The sequence below is a fragment of the Archangium gephyra genome, assembly GCF_049060025.1.
Lineage (GTDB): Bacteria > Myxococcota > Myxococcia > Myxococcales > Myxococcaceae > Archangium > Archangium gephyra_A.
In genome coordinates, this window is sequence record NZ_JBMEQQ010000002.1 from 4,112,335 (window position 1) to 4,130,756 (window position 18,422).

Annotated in this window: 16 protein-coding genes and 1 pseudogene; 11 read left to right on the top strand and 6 right to left on the bottom strand. The window is 69.8% G+C overall.

Annotation, left to right across the window (positions count from 1 at the left end; genetic code table 11):
* Window positions 1-198, bottom strand: coding sequence for a hypothetical protein (locus ACN28I_RS17885; RefSeq protein WP_420943203.1), 198 nt, complete (start codon window positions 196-198; stop codon window positions 1-3).
* Between the two features lie 1,346 nt (window positions 199-1,544).
* Here ACN28I_RS17885 and ACN28I_RS17890 point away from each other — a divergent pair.
* Complete coding sequence (locus ACN28I_RS17890; RefSeq protein WP_420943204.1) at window positions 1,545-2,072, top strand: hypothetical protein; 528 nt, start codon at window positions 1,545-1,547, stop codon at window positions 2,070-2,072.
* Between the two features lie 16 nt (window positions 2,073-2,088).
* Here ACN28I_RS17890 and ACN28I_RS17895 read toward each other — a convergent pair whose 3' ends face one another.
* The 4 genes and pseudogenes from ACN28I_RS17895 to ACN28I_RS17910 form a co-directional block, all read right to left on the bottom strand.
* A complete protein-coding gene (locus tag ACN28I_RS17895) occupies window positions 2,089-4,335 on the bottom strand; it encodes a hypothetical protein (protein ID WP_420943205.1) in 2,247 nt (748 codons plus the stop codon).
* Window positions 4,248-5,129 (bottom strand): hypothetical protein, encoded by an 882-nt coding sequence (locus ACN28I_RS17900; RefSeq protein ID WP_420948660.1) that lies wholly within the window; start codon window positions 5,127-5,129, stop codon window positions 4,248-4,250. Before ACN28I_RS17900 ends, ACN28I_RS17895 begins: the two co-directional genes overlap by 88 nt.
* A 28-nt stretch (window positions 5,130-5,157) precedes the next feature.
* Window positions 5,158-5,517 (bottom strand): annotated as a pseudogene (locus ACN28I_RS17905) (hypothetical protein); the annotation flags it as partial.
* Window positions 5,514-7,559: a CHAT domain-containing protein gene (locus ACN28I_RS17910; RefSeq protein ID WP_420943206.1), complete on the bottom strand. Its 2,046-nt coding sequence runs from the start codon at window positions 7,557-7,559 to the stop codon at window positions 5,514-5,516. The gene ACN28I_RS17910 and the pseudogene ACN28I_RS17905, both read right to left, overlap by 4 nt.
* 217 nt (window positions 7,560-7,776) lie before the next feature.
* On the opposite strand from ACN28I_RS17910, the gene ACN28I_RS17915 reads away from it, so the two are divergent.
* Window positions 7,777-8,298, top strand: coding sequence for a hypothetical protein (locus tag ACN28I_RS17915; protein WP_420943207.1), 522 nt, complete (start codon window positions 7,777-7,779; stop codon window positions 8,296-8,298).
* Window positions 8,270-9,196, top strand: a complete 927-nt coding sequence (locus tag ACN28I_RS17920) for a tyrosinase family protein (RefSeq protein ID WP_420943208.1) — start codon at window positions 8,270-8,272, stop codon at window positions 9,194-9,196. The genes ACN28I_RS17915 and ACN28I_RS17920 overlap by 29 nt, the downstream gene beginning before the upstream one ends.
* Window positions 9,197-9,292: 96 nt before the next feature.
* On the opposite strand, the gene ACN28I_RS17925 is transcribed toward ACN28I_RS17920, so the two are convergent.
* Entirely contained in the window at window positions 9,293-10,105 is an 813-nt protein-coding gene (locus tag ACN28I_RS17925) for a glutathione S-transferase family protein (protein ID WP_420943209.1), read from the bottom strand.
* 83 nt (window positions 10,106-10,188) lie between these two features.
* On the opposite strand from ACN28I_RS17925, the gene ACN28I_RS17930 reads away from it, so the two are divergent.
* The 8 genes from ACN28I_RS17930 (at window position 10,189) to ACN28I_RS17965 (ending at window position 18,407) form a co-directional block, all read left to right on the top strand.
* A complete protein-coding gene (locus ACN28I_RS17930; RefSeq protein ID WP_420943210.1) occupies window positions 10,189-10,995 on the top strand; it encodes a hypothetical protein in 807 nt (268 codons plus the stop codon).
* Between the two features lie 26 nt (window positions 10,996-11,021).
* Window positions 11,022-11,495: a hypothetical protein gene (locus tag ACN28I_RS17935; RefSeq protein ID WP_420943211.1), complete on the top strand. Its 474-nt coding sequence runs from the start codon at window positions 11,022-11,024 to the stop codon at window positions 11,493-11,495.
* A gap of 39 nt (window positions 11,496-11,534) precedes the next feature.
* Complete coding sequence (locus ACN28I_RS17940) at window positions 11,535-12,674, top strand: alpha/beta fold hydrolase (protein WP_420943212.1); 1,140 nt, start codon at window positions 11,535-11,537, stop codon at window positions 12,672-12,674.
* The gene (locus ACN28I_RS17945) at window positions 12,671-13,567 is read left to right on the top strand and encodes an alpha/beta fold hydrolase (RefSeq protein WP_420943213.1); all 897 of its coding nucleotides are present in this window, start codon (window positions 12,671-12,673) and stop codon (window positions 13,565-13,567) included. Before ACN28I_RS17940 ends, ACN28I_RS17945 begins: the two co-directional genes overlap by 4 nt.
* A 69-nt stretch (window positions 13,568-13,636) precedes the next feature.
* Complete coding sequence (locus tag ACN28I_RS17950; protein WP_420943214.1) at window positions 13,637-13,975, top strand: arsenosugar biosynthesis-associated peroxidase-like protein; 339 nt, start codon at window positions 13,637-13,639, stop codon at window positions 13,973-13,975.
* Between the two features lie 11 nt (window positions 13,976-13,986).
* Window positions 13,987-15,036, top strand: coding sequence for an arsenosugar biosynthesis radical SAM (seleno)protein ArsS (gene arsS / locus ACN28I_RS17955; RefSeq protein WP_420943215.1), 1,050 nt, complete (start codon window positions 13,987-13,989; stop codon window positions 15,034-15,036).
* Between the two features lie 111 nt (window positions 15,037-15,147).
* Entirely contained in the window at window positions 15,148-16,701 is a 1,554-nt protein-coding gene (locus ACN28I_RS17960; protein ID WP_420943216.1) for a hypothetical protein, read from the top strand.
* A gap of 182 nt (window positions 16,702-16,883) precedes the next feature.
* Window positions 16,884-18,407, top strand: a complete 1,524-nt coding sequence (locus ACN28I_RS17965; protein ID WP_420943217.1) for a peroxidase family protein — start codon at window positions 16,884-16,886, stop codon at window positions 18,405-18,407.
* Window positions 18,408-18,422: the final 15 nt, after the last annotated feature.

Consider the following 18,422-nt stretch of genomic DNA (forward strand, 5'->3'; position numbering starts at 1 on the left):
TCACCCGGCGGGAGCGAGGGTCAGGCTGCCCACCACCGCGTCGGCCAGGACCATGGCCTGCTCCTGAGGCAGATGGAGCCTGGAGGCATTCTGCAGGGTCGTCTCGCGCACGCGGGTGAGCATCTCGGGAGTCAGCGTCGGTACCTTGGGCCGGGAGATGCCCATCCGCTCCTTGAACTTCTTGAACATCCCCTTCAAGAGCTTCTCCCACGAAGCCGAAGCTCTCCGTCTTGAGCTGCTTCTTGATCTCAGACGCCAGGAACGCGACGACCTGGGTCACGACCGCCAGGATGGCGGGCGTCATCTGGGCCAACGTCTCTCCCATGCCGAAGTCGAGAATCTCGTCCTGGGCCGGCGCCCCCCGTAGCACCTTGTCTGGATCCTCGAAATAGGCCGCGCGGGTCGCCTCGAACCGCGGCAGCTCTCCAGGAGCCATCTGGCTGACCAGATCTCGTGACAGCTCCGAAATAATCTGCGCCTGGTCATGATCAATCACGGGCTACTCCTTCGGCTCGTCCCTTGGACGGAGATGGAGCTCAGCCCTACATTGATGTGATGAGCCCCGAACGGGAAGGGGGCGCACGGAGTCATGGGCTTGCCGCGACGTACACCCCCGCCGGAGTCACCCGGGGAGACCCTCGAGCTCCTGCTCGCCAGGGCTGGAGATCATCAACCCTTCCTGCCTTCCGGGCTGGCTCCAGAGGCCATCCAGGGCGCCCCCCGGCCCGAGCGGTTGCCACGCCGGGCGGAGGTGCCCCTGCTCGACAGACCGGATGCGGACCCCAATGCCTTGCCAGAGCAGCGTTGGGGAGTGATCGCGCCCGAGGGAAGCGAGGGGGACTCACTGTTGCGAGCCATTGCCCCGCTGGTGGAGCACCGGGCGCGGCAGCAGGACGCGGAGGTGAAGGTCTACCGGGTGCCTCCGGACATGGAGGCGGCCCAGGCGGTGGAGTGGAGGGAGCGGGTCTATCGGAGTGAGAGCGTCCCCCAGGAGGAGCGGCCGAGATACCTGTTGGTGCTCGGGGCACCGGACCAGGTCTCCCTCGAGCTCCAGCACGTCCTGGCCCAGGGGGCCTTCGTGGGGCGGTTGCACTTCGCGACACCGGAGGGAACCACGGACCTCGCCAGCCATGCCGCCTATGTGGAGAAGGTGCTGGCGCACGAGCGTTCCCCTGGAGAGGCCGAGGCTCCCGACGTGCTGCTCTACACGGCCAGCGATGGCTCGCGGGCCACGATCCGGGGCCACCAACTCCTGATGGAGCCCTGCCGGAAGGTGGTGGAGTCGCGATGGATTCCCAGACATCTGGCGAGGAGACTCGTCCTGCCCGGCGAGGAGCCGGAGGCGCTGCCGCGCGTGGCTGGCGCGGTGGGCCCGGGGGTGTTGCTCTCGGTGTCGCACGGGATGGGAGCGCCGCGTGAGGGATGGGCCTCCGACGAGCAGCAGCGGGCGAGGCAGGGAGCACTCTGGCTGACGCCCGGGCTGGAGGCTCACCGCGGACAAGGTCCGGCAGCCGCCCTTCCTCCCGGGGGGCGTATGGTTTTGCGTGGCGTGCTTCGGGGCCGCCACTCCACGCAAGAGCGCGTTCCACGCCTGGTTGTCGATGCTGGCGCGGCAGCAACTCTTCCCTGGCAGCCCCGAGGCCGTGCTCGAGAGCCTGCCCCGGCCCGGGGAGCCGCCCTTTCTCGCCGCGCTTCCCCAGGCCCTGCTGGCCAATCCGCGCGGTCCCCTGGCCTTCCTGGGGCATAGTGATCTCGCCTGGAACTTCGGGTTCGCCAACCCGGACGACCTCACCGAGAGCCGTGCTTCGCGCATCCTCTCGGCGCTCGAGGTCCTGGCGAAGGGCAGCCGCGTGGGGATCGCGCTCGATGCATTGATGCGCTCGTTCCGGGACGTGAATGACAGCTTGATGTCCGCCTACCAGGAGCGGCAGGAAGCGGCCGAGGAGGGGCGGCCAGATCCCACCCATCCCAGGCAGGTCGGCTACCTCTGGATGCTCCGCAATGACTTGCGAGGCTACCTCCTGCTGGGAGATCCAGCGGTCCGGCTTCCACTCCGGCGGGCCACGGGGTGAAGCGAGCCCCGGGCCTTCATGAGGAACCACGGCCATGGGAGCGTTCGCAGCCGGTGTAATGCCCGCGGGCCCGCGTTTCTTTCTCGTAGAGATAGGTTTCACGCAGGTCCGGTGGCAGGCAGTCCTTGTTGTCCTCACGCAGGTGCCGTTGGAGCGCGGGGATGGAGAGCAGGGGCCAGTTCCTCGCGGTCCCGTCACTGCCAGCGGTGACGAGGCGTTGGCCATTTGGGCCGAAGGCGGCGGATTGGACCGGTCCGGTGTGTCCTTGCAGCACGAGGGGCTCGCCCGTCCCATCCACCCGTTGCACCCGGACCGTTCCGTCATCTCCCGAGGTGACGAGGCGCTGGCCCTCCGGGCTGAAGGAAGCGGACCGGACGGGCCCGGTGTGCCCTCGCAGCACGAGGGGCTCGCCCGTTCCATCCGCCCGCCACACCCGCGCCGTCCCGTCCGCGCCGCCGGTGACGACGGACTGGCCATCCGGGCTGAAGGCCGCGGACGTCACCACGCCCGCATGCCCCCGGAGCACCACGGGCTCGCCCGTCCCGTCCACCCGCCACACCCGTGCCGTGCCGTCCCACGAGGCGGTGACGACACGCTGGCCATCCGGGCTGATGGCGGCGGACTGCACCTGCGCCGTGTGTCCCCGGAGCACCACGGGCTCTCCCGTGCCATCCGCCCGCCACACGCGCGCCGTCCCGTCCGAGCTGGCGGTGACGATGCGCTGGCCATCCGGGCTGAAGACGGCGGATGTCACCACGCCCGCATGCCCCCGGAGCACCACGGGGGAGCCCGTGCCATCCGCCCGCCACAGGCGCACCGTGCCGTCCCACGAGGCGGTGACGATGCGCTGGCCATCCGGACTGAAGGCCGCGGACTGCACCTGCGCCGTGTGTCCCCGGAGCACCACGGGCTCACCCCTCCCCTCGGCCCACCACACCCGCGCCGTGCCGTCCCACGAGGCGGTGACGATGCGCTGGCCGTCCGGACTGAAGGCGGCGGACGTGACCGTCCCCGCGTGTCCCCGGAGCACCACGGGCTCGTCCGTCCCCTCGGCCCGCCACACCCGCGCCGTGCCGTCCCACGAGGCGGTGACGACGCGCCGGCCATCCGGGCTGAAGGCCGCTGACATGAGCAACCCCTTGTGCCCCTCCAGCTCCACGGGCTGGCCCGGCCCATGGCTCCGCCACACCCGCGCCGTGCCGTCCCACGAGGCGGTGACGACGGACCGGCCATCCGGGCTGAAGGCGGCGGACTGCACCTGCGCCGTGTGCCCCTTCAGCACCCGGAGCTCGCCCGTGCCATCGGCTCGCCACACCCGCGCCGTGCCGTCCCAGGAGGCGGTGACGACGAACTGGCCATCCGGGCTGAAGACGGCGGACATGACTGCTCCCGTGTGTCCCTTCAGCACCCGGGGCTCGCCCGTGCCATCCACCCGCCACACGCGTGCCGTCCCATCCTCGCTGGCGGTGACGACCCACTGGCCATCCGGGCTGAAGACGGCGGACATGACCGCTCCCGTGTGTCCCTCCAGCAGACGGGGCGCGCCCGTGCCATCCGCCCGCCACACGCGTGCCGTCCCGTCCGAGCTGGCGGTGACGACGCGCTGGCCATCCGGGCTGAAGGCGGCGGACTGCACCCGGGCCGCGTGCCCCCGGAGCACCACGGGGGAGCCCGTCCCGTCCACCCGCCACACCCGCGCCGTCCCATCGAAGGAGGCGGTGACGACGGCCTGGCCCTCCGGGCCGAAGGTGGCGGTGACGACCGGCCCGGTGTGCCCCTTCAGCACCCGGGGCTCGCCCGTTCCATCGGCTCGCCACACCCGCGCCGTCCCATCCCAGGAGGCGGTGACGACGGACCGTCCGTCCGGGCTGAAGGCCGCGGAGGTGAGCAACCCCTCGTGCCCCTTCAACTCCACGGCGGGGCCCGTCCCATCCGTCCGCCACACCTGGGCCGACCCATCCTCGCTGGCGGTGACGACGTGCTCTCCATCCGGGCTGAAGCGGGCCGCGTAGACCGCTCCCGGGGCGCGGAACGTCACCTCTGGAGCGCTGTGTGCCAGGGTGCCGTACGCGAGGCTCCTCCACCCTCGAGTCCGCTCCGGCCGGTGGATTTCGAGCAACAGCTTCATCGCCATCGCGGGCTGGCCGCGCTCCAACAACTCCCGTGCCCCCGACATCAAGGACTGGCTCCGGGCCCGCTCCGCCTGCGCCAGCGCCCACAAGAACAGCCCCCCCATCGCCACCGCCACCGCCAGGGCCAACACGGAGATGAGCCGCAACCTGCGCGAGCGGGCGCGCTCCCGTTGAAGCCGCCGCTGGGCCTCTTCCTGCCGCAACCGCTCCCGCCGGAAGCCTCGAAGACCTTCCTCGCCAGCCAGTCGTGGCCCAGCTCGAAGTAACGGCTGCCGTGGTGCTCTCCGGCCAAGAGCACCGCGGTTCTCTCCAGGGTGGTCAGCACCCGGTCCGCCTGCCCCGGGGGGAGCGCGGCGCGTGCCTGACGCTCCGTCAGCAGCGTCCGGCTGCCATCGCAGGCCACCAGGTGCTCCTCCAGCAGCCGCCGGGCATCCGCCGCCAGGGGCCCCAGCCCTTCCAGCGTGACATCCAGGTAGCGGTGCAGGATGGGTTCGGCCTCCACCGGCCCATTCACCGCTCCCCCGGCGGCGCGCTCCTCCCAGAGCGCACGGCAGACGATCTGCGCGAAGGCCGTCTGGACCTCGGCCTCGCCCGTGGCGTCCTGCCCCGGCATCCGCACCTGCAACATCAACTGCCACAGCTCCTGCTCAGGCCAGGATTGAGGGGGCATGCCGGAGGCCGCCAGCCTGCGCGCCACCTCCCCCATCTCCCGCACCGTGAGCGGGCCGAGCCGGAAGCCATGCTCCATCAGCTCGCCCGAGCAGCACGGCCGCGCCCGGAATCGTCCCAGGTAGTCCTCGCGCAGCAGCAGCACGAGCTGGAGTCCCGGGAAGGGATTGCGCACCAGCCGCACCAGTCCCGCGAGCAGCGCGTCCGTCTGCTCCAGGGAACGCCCTGGCAGGAAGAGTTGCTCGAACTGGTCCAGATAGAAGCAGCACCGGTCTTTCCGAGCGCCGCTCCGCCCGCCGCACGGCCTCGTCGAGCGCCTCGTAGGGGTCCATCCCCTCGGGCACCGGGCCGAGCATCAGGTCCGCGAACATCGCGTGGACGAGCCACTCGAGGGGTGTGAAGCCAGACAGCCAGGCCCCGACGTGGACCACGCGGAAGCCGTGCTTCTCCTCCAACAGGGGCATCACCCCGGCCTGCATCAGCGAGGACTTGCCGGCTCCCGAGGGGCCGAAGAGCAGGAGGCAGGGCCAGGCCAGGATGCATTGCACCAGCTTGCGCGTGGACTCCTCCCGGCCGAAGAAACGGTCCCGTTCGCTCGCGCGGTAGGGCTGGGGTCCCAGGAAGGGATTGGCGGAGCCGCTCATGGCGCCCTCCCGGCCGCCAGCGTTTCGAGCCAGTCCATCAGCTCCTCATCCGTCGATTCGAGGGCCCTCACCCCGGTCCTTCCTGGCAGTCCCCGCCCTTCTTCCCACACCTCCTGCTCATGCATGTGGGGGTCGAGGACAGCCACGCTGCCGTGCATCAACGCGCGTCTGCCGAAGAGTTGGTAGAGCAGCATCCGGTGGCACCAGGTGAGCTGGGACAACCCGACGAGCAGGAGCGGGCGCTGGCTCAGGACGCTCTGGATGGGATCGGCGAGCTCGGCGGGCAGCAGGCTTCCCAGGCCGCGAAGGCCCAACAGGTAATCATCCTCGGTGAGCAGCGGCCGGGTGAAGTGGTGGGCCGGCAGGTAGCCGGAGCACAGCCGGAGCACCACCAGCTCGCGCGTGGTGTCCAATGAGGCCGGGAGCTTGTTCACCCGCTCCCAGCGGCTCGCGCCCGCCTGGCGCCGCATCACCAGGGCGTGCCTGTCCGCGCGCGAGGAGGGTTGGATGACGTGGAGCGTGAAGTCCGGATGCTGCTCGGCGAGCGCCTGCTCCAACACCGGCAACCGCAGGAGCGTGATGTGAACCCCGGCACCGAGCCGCCGCGCCAGCAACGGCACCAGCGGTGGCATGAAGTCCGTGTGGCCGAACACGTCCTGGAACTCATAATCCAGCTCCTCCAGCCCGATGCGCAGCGCGAAATGCTGCGCCAGGGTGATGAGAGGGAGCTCGGGCGTCACGGCGCCCGTCTTCTGGGTGAGCTCGCCCTGGAGCCGTTCGCGCAGGTTGCGGAGGGTGGGCTCCTCCTCCTCCCAGCGGTCCCCCAGCATCAACGTGAAGGGCTGCTCCAGGAGCCGCACCAGGGCCGGAGACGGAGGCGACGCTCCCGGACGAGCGGACGCGGGCGGCGGAGGCAGGACCCTGCGCGCCTTGAAATCGAACAGGACCGGATCGCGGCCGCGCAGGTACAGCACCGGCGAGAACGCCTCGGCACTGCCCTCCAGCTCCGCCAGCACGCTGCGGCGGGCCTCGTTGAGGCTGAGCGCCACGTCCCCCTCCTGCTGGGCCGCACGGGTGAGCGCGCGGTAGAAGGCGCGCGAGCACCGCAGGGTCACATCCGTCCTGACGGGCCAGAGGTAGGCGACGACGGCATCCGCCGCGGTGCGCGTCAGCAGCTCGGCCGCGCTCGCCAGGGGGCCAGGGCTCGCCCCCTCACAGGCATCCAGGACGATGAGCCGCAGGGGACCCTTGCCCCAGGTCCGGTGGAGCTGCTGCGCCAGCAACTCCACCGGGAGCCAGCTCTCCTCGCCCTCCTCGTCCGCCAGCCGGAGGACGGGCAACCCTTCCTGCAGACCCGCATGGCCGATGAAGTGGATGATGTGGGGCTCGGGCTGGCGCCTCAGACGCTCGAACAGGGCGGCTCTCCGGGCCCGGGGTCCGGTGAGGGGTTCGAGCCACTCGATCTCGCCCGCGGCGAGACTTTCGTGGAGTGTCCCCTGCAACTGCGCGAGGGTGTGCGGGTGCAGTGGCGCGATGGCCAGGAGCCCCACCGCGCCTCGCACCTCGCGCGGCTGCCAGGGCTCGGGCGAGCGCACGCCGCGCACGGGCAGGACGCTCGCCGAGTTCCCGAGGAATCCGAAATCCTTTCCGGGCTCGCAGAGGGCTTCCCAGGGGAAGCCCTGGAGAGCCGCTTCCTGGAACATGAACCGCAGCAGGACGGGCCGGCCCGCGGCGGCCTCGCGCAGCCGCGCGAGCACTCCCTGGAGGTCTCCCTGGAAGAGCGCCCGGTGGAGCGCCTGGACCTGTTGTGCAAGCTGGGAGTCGAGGCGCCTGCCCTTCTCGGCCGCTGCCTTCACACGCCCGGCGAGGGCATGCAGGGAGTCCGCCGTGAGCTCGGGCCCTAGCGGGTGCGCGCCGGGCTGCTCGTGGCGGCTGCCCAGGGCCCGGGCACGCAGGCCGGCACCCGTCCACTCGATGTCGATCTCCAGCCAGCTCCCGGCAGAAATGGCCTCCTCCTTGGTGGAGTCCCTGAGGGAGAACATACGGACCCTCCATGCCGCGCGGAGCCATGGAGGGAGAGCAGGTAGAACGGTGTCTGGGGATTCCCCCGAGGACTCGCCTGGGCGGCGGTAGGGCGGCGGGTGGGTGGATGAGCACCGGCTGGTGAACCCGGCAACACTCCCACGCCCCCGGGGGCCAGTTCCCCAAATGAGGGGCAGACCTGACCCTCCCGGCGGTCCCAAGGGAGGTGCATGGTCGATGCGAGACAAGCCAACGCGTCCCACCCGGAAGAAGGCACGGAAGCGCCCCAATACGGTAGCGGCTCGCAAGAATGTGCAGGCCGTCGCGCCTCTCGAGTTCGATCCCTTCACCCCAGGGCGTGAGCACCCGGAGTGGGTGAAGAAGAACTTCCCCACCTATGTCGAGCACCGGCACGAAAACCTCGTCCGCAGCGATCGCGTGCTCGAGCATCGGGGCAACACCATCACCATCACCACCATGTACGAGGTGCGCGTCGAGGGACGCCTCGTCACGCTGCACATGATGGTGGACGAGGAGGGGCGGCTCTGGTCCCACCTGTGCCCCTACCTGACCTTCGCGACGGCGACGGGCTCGTGCTCCACCTCCTCGAACGCATGCCGCACCTGTTCGAGGCGACGCAGTCCACGCCCCCCGGTGACGAGGCCCGAAGCACCCCCGAGGACCACGGCGGCCATGACCACCACGCGGCGCACGGGCGGGGAGGTAGACGATGATCCGCCGGAACATCCTTTCCGATGAGGGCCTGCGGCAGCGGTTCATCGACGGGGTGCTGGCCCTCAAGGATCCGGAGCGCTTTCCGTGGCCGGGACAGCAGGGGCTCTCCATCTATGACTTCTTCGTGGCGTGGCACCACCAGTCGATGATGCTCTTCACGCCACCGACGCAGCGAGACCGCAACGCGGCCCACTCGGGTCCGGCCTTCCTGCCATGGCACCGCTACTACCTGCTGCGTTTCGAGGGGTACCTCCGCACCGCGGTCGGAGACCCGGAGTTCCGGCTGCCCTACTGGGACTGGGCCGCGGACGCGGCGCTGACGAATCCACGCCAGTCCCGCATCTGGGCCGGAACGGCGCTGGGCCGCTTCACCGGCCCTCGTGTCTGGCAGGTGCGTGTCGTCCCGGCGGAGAGGGGGCTGACCCGGTTGGCACAGCCGCGGCCGTTGCAACGTGCACTCGGAAACCAGGGAGCACTGCCCACGCGCGAGGCGATCCGCACGGTGCTGCGCGACCAGCTCCTCTATGACGCCCCGCCCTACTCCAGTGCCTCGAACGGCTTCCGCAACTACCTGGAAGGCTGGGAGGGGCCCGCGAGGATTCACAACAGCGTGCATGTCTGGGTGGGCGGCGACATGACGGACAGCACGTCGCCCAACGACCCCACGTTCTTCCTGCACCACTGCAACATCGATCGCATCTGGCATGCGTGGCAGCGCCGGTACCCGGACGCACCCTACCTCCCCGCGCAGAGCGCGCCCGCCAATCTGGCCTTCCACCGGATCGATGACGCCCTCTACTCGGTCTTCAGGGAGACCACGCCGGTCACACCGCGCAGCGTGCTCGACCCCCTGCGCCCCGGAGCCCCCTTCCGCGCGGCCGATCGCTACGACTACGACACGCTCATGGACCTGCAGGCCTGAGCGTCAGCCGGAGCAGGAAGACGCTCAGGCCGCGAGCGCCCCCGCCGCCTGAGTCCACCCGGGAGCGTCCGGTGTCTCCGGACGTTCCCGGCAACCTCAGCCGTTCGCCGCCGCGAGGCCCGTGCCGAAGCCCCGCGCCACGCGCTGCCGGTCCTCCCGGTAGCGCCGCAGCAGCCACTGGCCCGCGGGCCGCGCCAGGACCGCCATGCGCATCTCGGCGATCTCCTTCGGCACCTCCTCACCGGGCCGCACCGCGTACGGAGAGCCCTCGGCGGCCACCAGCGGGCTGTAGAGCGACGCCGCGCTGATGTCCGCGATCGACAGGGACGAGCCCACCAGGTAGCGCGACGGGTCCCCCTGAATCTCCCGCTCCAGCCTGTCCAACCCCTCCAGCATCTTCACCCGCGACTCCTCCACCTTGTCCGGAGTCAGCGCGTACTGGCGCCGGATGGCCTGCTTGATGACGGGGAGCAGCACCATGCCCACCAGACGCAGCGGCAGCGGGAACGCACCGAACATCAGCGGCTTGATGTCCGCGCCACTGGCGAAGAGCGTCGCGTACACCCAGCGGCGCACGTGCTTGCCGGCCATCTCGTCGAAGTACGCCTCCAGCTCGAGCACCCGCTCACGCTCGGGCCCCTCGGCCGGAATCAGCGCGGGAGCCGACGCATGGGCCCGCTCCAGGTGCAGGGCGATGTCCGTGGAGTCCGTGACCACGGTGCCCCGGTCCACCAGCACGGGCACGGTGCCCCGGCCGCCCTTCGTCAGGCTCTTCGTCACGAAGCGGTGCGGTCCGGGAATCAGATTCTCGATGACAAAGGGAATCCCCTTGGCGTCGAGGTTCCAGCGGGTCTTCTCGCAGTAGTGCGAGATGGGGAACTGGTACAGCTTGATCTCAGGTGGGGACATGGGCGGGGAGCATGCCCGCTCCCACGCCCCCGGGTACAGCCGGGCTTGCGCGACGGGCCCCCTCGCAGAGGAGAATGCCCCCCATGAGAATCCGCGCCTGCCTCGCCCTCGTCCTGTTCGCCACCGCCTGCGGCCGGGAGCCGCCCACCCAGGAGGAGATCGAGGACGCGAAGTCGAGGGTGGACCTCGCCGTCCACGCGGCCCATCAGGCCCGCCTCGCGCTCGAGCTGCTCGGAGTCCTTCCCGTCTACACCTGCGGCGAGCCGCGGCGCACCTTCGTGGGCAAGGTCACCGAGGGCGTCCGCGTGAAGGTGGCCTGTGTCACCGCCACCGCCGAGGCCCAGGACGCGTCCACGGACGCGGTGGTGCTCTCCTTCCCCGAGGGCTCGTGCTCGGTGAACGGGCACACCGTGTCGGGCCGGAGCGCCTTCGTCTACCACGGGGGCGAGGAGCGGATGGACCTCTCCGCCGATCTGAACGGGCTGACGGTGGACGGCCATGCACTCCAGGCCCGGGTGGGCTACGGCACCTGCGGCGACGAGAAGCGCTTCTGGACGACGGCCGCGGGCACCCTGCCGGGCCGGACTGGCAGCAGCTACCGCGTGGATGGGCGGGTGGGCCTGCGGGATGGCGCGCCGCTCTTCGGGAGCACCTCGCTCGTGTTCGACGGGCCGGGCGAGGTGTCCGGACCGCTGGGCACGGACCGTGTCACCTTCACCGGGCTGGAGTACGAGGTGGGTGAATTCCTGCCCAAGAAGGGCCAGGCCCTCATCGAGACGGCCCGGGGACACCGGGTGAAGGTCGACTTCAGCGAGGTGCTCTGGCGGGTAGGCAAGGTGGAGGTGGAGATCGACGGCAAGGAGCCGGTCACGGTCCCCATCGTCCGCTGAGCCGGGAGCGAGGTAGAGTGGGCGGCATGACCGCCCCCGATTCCCGTCCCGCCCCTGGCCTGCTCGCCCGCGCACTCAAGAAGGTCGGGCAGCTCACCAGCCCGGAAACCCGCTCGGGCAAGGTCTTCATCAAGGCCGAGCGGGGTCTCACCAAGGTGGCAGCGCACCTGGCCGAGAGCCCCACCTTCCTGCGCGTCAGCGGCGGGCTCATGCGCCGCGGCTTCACGCTGCAGATCCGCCGCACTTCACTCATGGAGAATGCGCTGCACACCCTGCGCGTCCCCACCTCCTCCGAGGTGGACTCCCTGCGCGACCAGTTGCGCCGCATGGGTGACCAGGTGGAGGCCCTGGGCTCGCAGCTCGAGCACGTCGTCGAGCTCCTGGAGCGCCAGGAGCAGCCGCCGGCCGCCCTCGCGTCCTCCAACACCGTCTCTCCCCCTGTCCCGGCCTCCGAGCCCGCGCCCGCCCCGCGCCGCCGCCGGGCCGGCTCGGCCAGGTAGGACACCCGCCATGATCGCCCTTGCTCCTGGAGCCCTCCCGTGAATCGGCCCGCCCAAGCCTTCCAGCGGATCCGCTCGTTCGTCTCGTCCCAGGTCGACGTCTCGCGCTCGCTCGCGCAGGCCCTGCAGGACCGCTCCATCAATCCGTATCCGTACCTCAAGCCCATCTTCGAGAAGGCCGCCGGGGTGCGCGAGCCGCCCATCAGCCCCACCCCGCACTCGGTGGTGTACACGCGCGGCAGCATGCGCCTGTTGCGCTACGCCGCGCCCCGGCGCCGCTACCGCACGCCCATCCTCTTCGTCTATTCGCTCATCAACCGCTGGTACATCCTCGACTTCCTGCCCGGCCGCAGCCTCATCGAGTACCTCACGCGCCAGGGCTACGACGTCTACGCCATCGACTGGGGCTTCGCCGGGCAGGAGGAGCAGAACCTCACCTGGAGCGAGCTGCTCGGCGGGCACATCCGCACCGCCGTGCGCTGGACGCAGCGGGTGAGCGGCAGCGAGGACGTGACGCTCTACGGCTACTGCATGGGCGGCACCATGGCGCTGGCCTACACCGCGCTCCACCCCGAGGGCGTGCGCAACCTCGTGGTGCAGGCCACCCCGGTGGACTTCAGCAAGGGCGGCATCTACTCGCTGTGGACGCAGCCCCAGCACTTCGACGTGGACTCGCTGGTGGACGCCTACGGCAACGTGCCCACCTACGTGCTGGAGAGCGGCTTCTTCATGGCCAGCCCCGTCCAGCGCATCACCAAGTGGCTGGACCTGTGCCGGCAGATCGACGACCCGGCCTTCGTCACCACCTTCCTCGCGCTGGAGCGCTGGGGCGCCGACGCCGTGCCCTTCCCGGGCGAGGTCTACCGGCAGTACATGCGCGACTGCTACCAGCAGAACCTCTTCTGCCGGAACCGGATGGAGGTGGGTGGCGAGCGGGTGGACCTGGGCCGCATCCACTGCCCCGTGCTCAACATCATCGCGGAGCAGGACAACATCGCCCCGCCGGCCATGAGCGAGCCGCTGCAGGGCCTGCTGGCGGGCACGAAGGACAGTCAGACGATGCGCTTCCCGGTGGGCCACATCGGCCTGTCGGCCTCCAGCAAGTCGCCGGTGAAGGTGTGGCCACACATCGACGGCTGGATGAGCCAGCGCTCGCGTCCGATGGAGGGAGCAGAATGAACGAGGCACCGGTACGGGAAGTCCGTGTGCAGTCGCGGGAGGGCGCCGTGCGCCTGCGCGACGGACGCAAGCTGGCCTACGTGGAGTCCGGGAACCTGGAGGGCATGCCGGTCATCTTCATGCACGGCAACCCGGGCTCGCGCTACATGCGGCACCCGGATGATGGCCTCACGGCGAGCCTCGGGGTGCGGCTCATCACCCCGGACCGTCCGGGCTATGGGCAGTCCGACTTCAAGCGGGGCCGCACCCTGCTGGACATGCCGGCGGACATCGAGCAGTTGGCCAACGAGCTGGGGCTGGGCCGCTTCGCGGTGATGGGCGTGTCCGCGGGAGGCCCCTACGTGGCGGCCTGCGCGTACCGCCTGGGCGAGCGGCTGTCGGGCGCGGCCATCATCTCCGGCTCGGCGCCCTTCAACCGCACCGACGCCATGGCGGGCGTCAACCGGGACTACCGCGCGGCCTACAGCATGGCCATGTGGCCGGGCTGGCTGCTGGAGCCGGTGATGCGCCTGCACGACCGGAGCGTCCGCCGCAAGCCCGAGTCCGCCCTCGTCGCGCTGATGCGGGAGTGCTCGGCGGATGACCGGGCCGTGCTCTCAGATGCCGCCATTGCCAGGCAGGTGAAGGGCTTCCGCTTCGAGGCCTCGCGCCAGGGCGTGCAGGGGATGATTCAAGAGGCCCGGCTGCTCACCTCGCCGTGGGGCTTCCCGCTGGAGGACATCCGCATCCCGGTGCACCTCTGGTACTGGGAGGGAGACTCCATCGTGCCCTTGCAGATGGGGCGCTACCTGCACGCGCGCATCCCGAGCACCGTGCCCCACTTCCTGCCGGGCGGGGGACACTTCTCCCTCTACTCGAGCTGGAAGGACATCCTCACCACGCTCGTGCGCTGACGTGAGCGAAGACACCCGCCTGCCCCCCCGGCACACTGGCAGCGAGTCCCTTCCCTGGAGATACCCCTCATGGATCATCCGCACTACTACCACTCGCACGACCTGGCCCGCTTCCCGGACATCGGGAAGAACCGGCCCGAGCTGGCCCAGAAGTTCTTCGACTGGTACGGCGCCGTCTTCGCCGAGGGCGCCCTCTCCGCGCGCGAGAAGTCGCTCATCGCCCTGGCGGTGGCACACGCCGTCCAGTGCCCCTACTGCATCGAGGCCTACAGCAAGGACGCGCTGGAGAAGGGCTCGGACCTGGATCAGATGACCGAGGCCGTCCACGTCGCGGCGGCCATCCGGGGCGGCGCCTCGCTGGTGCACGGCGTGCAGATGCGCAACCACGTGGACAAGGTGGGCATGTAGGAAGCCCCGCCATGTCCAAGAGCACCTTGCCCTCCCTCCAGGCCCGGAGGAATCCCCTCGCCTCTCCCGCCACCCAGCGGGAGACCCTCCGCCAGGTGCCGCTCCCTCGCGAGTTCGACGAGGCGCTGCGGCAGTCCGGGCTCCACCCCCTGCGGCCCGGCCGGCTCGACATCTTCCAGATGAACCTCGGGAAGATGTGCAACCAGACGTGCCGCCACTGCCACGTGGACGCGGGGCCGGACCGGCGCGAGGTGATGAGCCGCGAGACGATGGAGCTGTGTCTCGCGGCCCTGGCGAAGACGTCCATTCCCACCGTGGACCTCACGGGCGGCGCGCCCGAGATGAACCCGCACTTCCGCTGGCTGGTGGAGGAGGTGCGCAAGCTCGGCCGCCATGTGATGGACCGCTGCAACCTCACCATCCTGGAGACGAAGCCGCACTACGAGCTGCCCGGCTTCCTCGCCGAACACCGGGTGGAGGTGGTGTGCTCGCTGCCCCACTACCGGGCACTCAACACGGACAAACAGCGCGGCGAGGGCGTCTACGAGCAGTCCATTCGCGCGCTGAAGCGGCTCAACGCGCTCGGGTACGGAGACGGCCAGAGCGGCCTGCGCCTGGTGCTGGTGACGAATCCCGTGGGTGCCTTCCTGCCCGCCGGACAGGCCTCCTTGGAAGCGGAATGGAAGCGGGAGCTGCTGCGCAATCATGGCATCCGCTTCGACAGCCTCTATGCCCTCACCAATATGCCCATCAGCCGTTTCCTCGAGTGGTTGCGGGAATCCGGCAACCTCGAGACGTACCTGCAGCGGCTCGTGACGGCCTTCAATCCGGCCGCGGCCCAGCGGGTGATGTGCCGCAACACCTTGTCGGTGGGCTGGGATGGCCAGCTCTACGACTGCGACTTCAACCAGATGCTGGAGCTGCCGGTGGAGGCCGGGGCTCCGCGCCACATCCGGGACTTCGACCTGGCGGCGCTGGAGGCGCGGACCATCGTCACGGACCGGCACTGCTTCGGTTGCACGGCTGGTGCCGGGTCGAGCTGCGGCGGCGCCACCACCTGAAAAAGGCGTCAGCTCACGGCGCCGCGCTCACAAATCTCATCACGGTATCTCCAATGGAAGGCGATGGGTGACCCCCATCCATCCCAACACATACGGAGCAACCGAATGAGCATGATGCGATGGAATGAGGATGAGGCTCGCCGACTGATTCTCGGGCAGATGGTGTCGCTGATCGACGGGATGAGGACGCAGGCCATCCGTTCCAGCACGGGCAAGTTCCGCAAGCACGAGCCCATCTCCGTCTTCCGGCCCCAGACGCTCCAGGAGTTGATGGCGCAGATGGAGGCGGAGCTGGAGAAGCTCGTCGCCGAGCACGGCCAGCTCCGCGACTTCGCCGAGTCCATGCGCACCCTGCTGCGGCGGCTGCCAGACTCCAGCCTGCTGGAGATGTATGACGCGGTGATGGACGCCTCGGAGCAGTGGTTGGGCGACGTGGCGGTCGAGGACGCCGACGGCCTGCGCACCGACGCGCAGCACCCCACCCGGCTCGAGGAGGTCTCGCTTCTCATCGACGACCTGCGCCGCGAGCGCCGCAAGCCCACCCGACGCGAGAAGCTGGCCATCCACATGGCCCACGAGGCGTTGGCCAACGGGTCCCGCCTGCAACTGCCCTACAAGCCCCTGCCCATCCCGGGCTTCGGCGACACGCAGACGTATATGTCCGTCACCGATCCGGGTGAGGGCCACCTCGCCGGCACCACCACCCGCGAGGACTGGATGCGCGGCGTGCTCGTGCACGTGGAGCACCTGGAGCGTGGACATCAGGGCCGTGAGTCGGTGGAGTCCTACCGGATTCCCCGCATCCTCAACGTGGCCAAGGTGCGGCTGCACGTGGCCGGGCGCGCGCCGGTGACCAGCTTCATCGGCCGGCCCATGTTCGACAGCGGCAAGTTCCACCTGGACCTATGGAAGACGGTGCAGACCATGTCCGGCACCTGCACCGCCATGTTCCAGATGGGCGTCGCCGAGTGCAAGGTCGCCATGGATCGCATGACGGCCTCGCAGATCGTCGAGTTCATGCGCTGCCTGCGCAGCAACATCCTGCGGGATTCGCGCACCCAGCTCCTGTCCGCGGCCTTCAACCTCAACACGCCCCTGGTGGATGACCGCGACGGCCGCTCGCGCGTGGTGGTGGGCCGCAAGGAGATCGGCCTGCTCGGCATCGAGCTCGTCAAGGCGGGCGGCTTCGACAAGGTCACCTGGGACGGCGCGGCGGACACCTACCCCAGCCTGCCGGTGATGGAGCAGCTCACCCACGCCGAGGCGCTGGAGCTCGTCCACCGCGCCCACGAGCGCGGCCTGCGCACCTACTTCTCCGCGGGCTTCCGCTTCCCCCACATCCCCCTGGCCGTCTACACCGGCGTGGACGGCGTGGGCATCGGCGGCGCTCAAATCCTGCGGTACATGGACTCGCAGACCGGCTTCCACGGCCCCTTCCAGCCGGAGAACATCTCGCGCATCCTCGCCATCCGCGACGAGGCCGCGCGCAGCCCCCTGGGACGCGCCGCCGCCCTGCTCGCCCGGCTCGACTGGCTGCACTCCCAGCGCCGCCTGGATGATCGCCAGGAAGAGCTCCGCGCCGGCCTCTACGAGGCCCTCTCCCGCCAGCAGGTGGACTCGGTCCTCCAGGACCTCGAGCCCCAGCCCCTGTCCGCCACGGCCTGAGCGCCCGCTGGGCAGGCGGGCAGGCTTCCAGGGGGCGTCCGGACGCGGGCAGCCCGCATGGCCCGTCACATCACGGCCTCCTTTTCTCTATCCCCGCAGCAGGAGGCGGAACCCAATGACCGGGACGCCCTCACGCGGCCTCCTGAGCAGTGACCAGCGTCCCGCAGTCAGGAGCAACCACGATGTTGCATGGCGAAACCCAAATTCGAGGCCACAACCCTCCCGAGTCCCAATTTCACGACCGGGGCCGCTTCGGCCGGCTCTTTCCGGGCCTGCCGGTCTTCGCCCCCGACAATGAGAAGGTCCGCAAGGCGCTCTTCGAGCTCGGCAAGCTCGGGGGATTGATGGACGCCCTGGACCCCCCGCCTCCGCCGCAGCCCGCGGATCCCAAGGCCAGCAACCTCGACAACGAGACCGTTCCCGCGGGCTTCACGTTCTTCGGGCAGTTCGTCGACCACGATCTGACGTTCGATCCGACTTCCATCCTGGAGCGGCAGAACGACCCGGAGGCCATCGAGAACTTCCGCACACCGGCGTTCGAGTTGGACAACGTGTACGGCGCCGGTCCCCGGGTCTCGCGCCACCTCTATGACGCCAGGGATCCGGCCAAGTTCCTCATCGAGAAGCTCGGCGGTCCCGACTCCAACGATGACCTGCCGCGCAACAGCCAGAACACCGCGCTCATCGCGGATCCGCGCAACGACGAGAACACCATCGTCTCGCAGTTCCACGTGGCCATGCTCAAGTTCCACAACGCCGTCGTCGATCACCTGCGCAAGAAGAACCCCAACGACCCGCAGGTCTTCGAGAAGGCCCAGCGGATGGTGCGCTGGCACTACCAGTGGATCATCCTCCATGACTTCCTCCCGAGGATCGTCGGGAAGGCGGTGTTGAACGACGTGCTGGACGACCGCCCTCGCGAGCGATTCTTCCGGTGGAGGAACGAGCCCTTCATCCCGGTGGAGTTCTCGGTCGCCGCCTACCGCTTCGGGCACAGCCAGGTGCGTCCCGCCTACGGACTCAACACCGGCTTCGGCGCGCCCATCTTCAACGACACCCTGGACGCGGATGCGGCGGACCCGAACGATCTGCGCGGGGGCAAGCGCGCCGCCCGGCGGTTCGTGGAGTGGGCGCGGTTCTTCGAGGGGCTGGGAAACGCCACCGTGCCCAACCCCACCCCCAGCAAGCGCATCGACCCCCGGCTGTCGACCCGGCTCTTCAAACTGCTCATCGGAGCGCCTGGCCAGGTGGGTGGAGATGGCGTGGGGAGCATCGTCAATCCCCAGTCGCTCGCGCAGCGCAACCTGCTGCGAAGCCTGGCCCTCCGGCTCCCCTCGGGGCAGGCCATGGCGAAGCGCCTGGGCATCAAGCCCCTGAAGCTCGAGGAGCTGAAGGAGTTCGGTGTCGGGTTCGAGAGCTCCACTCCGCCCTGGTACTACATCCTCCGGGAGGCGCAGTTGGAGAAGGACAACGAGGGCAGGCGGCTCGGGCCGTTGGGCGCGCGCATCGTGGCCGAGGTCTTCGTCGGCGTGCTCCGGGGCGACCGGTTCTCGTTCCTCAACGCCAACCCGAACTGGAAGCCGGAAGCTCGCCAACGCCGAGGGCAAGTTCGTCATGGCCGACCTGCTGAAGTTCGCGGGCGTCCCGTTGGCGCCCCCCGTGGCGGCCCCGGCGCCCGCGTCGGCCCCGGCGGCGTAATCCCCTGAGGGGGAGCTCCCCCA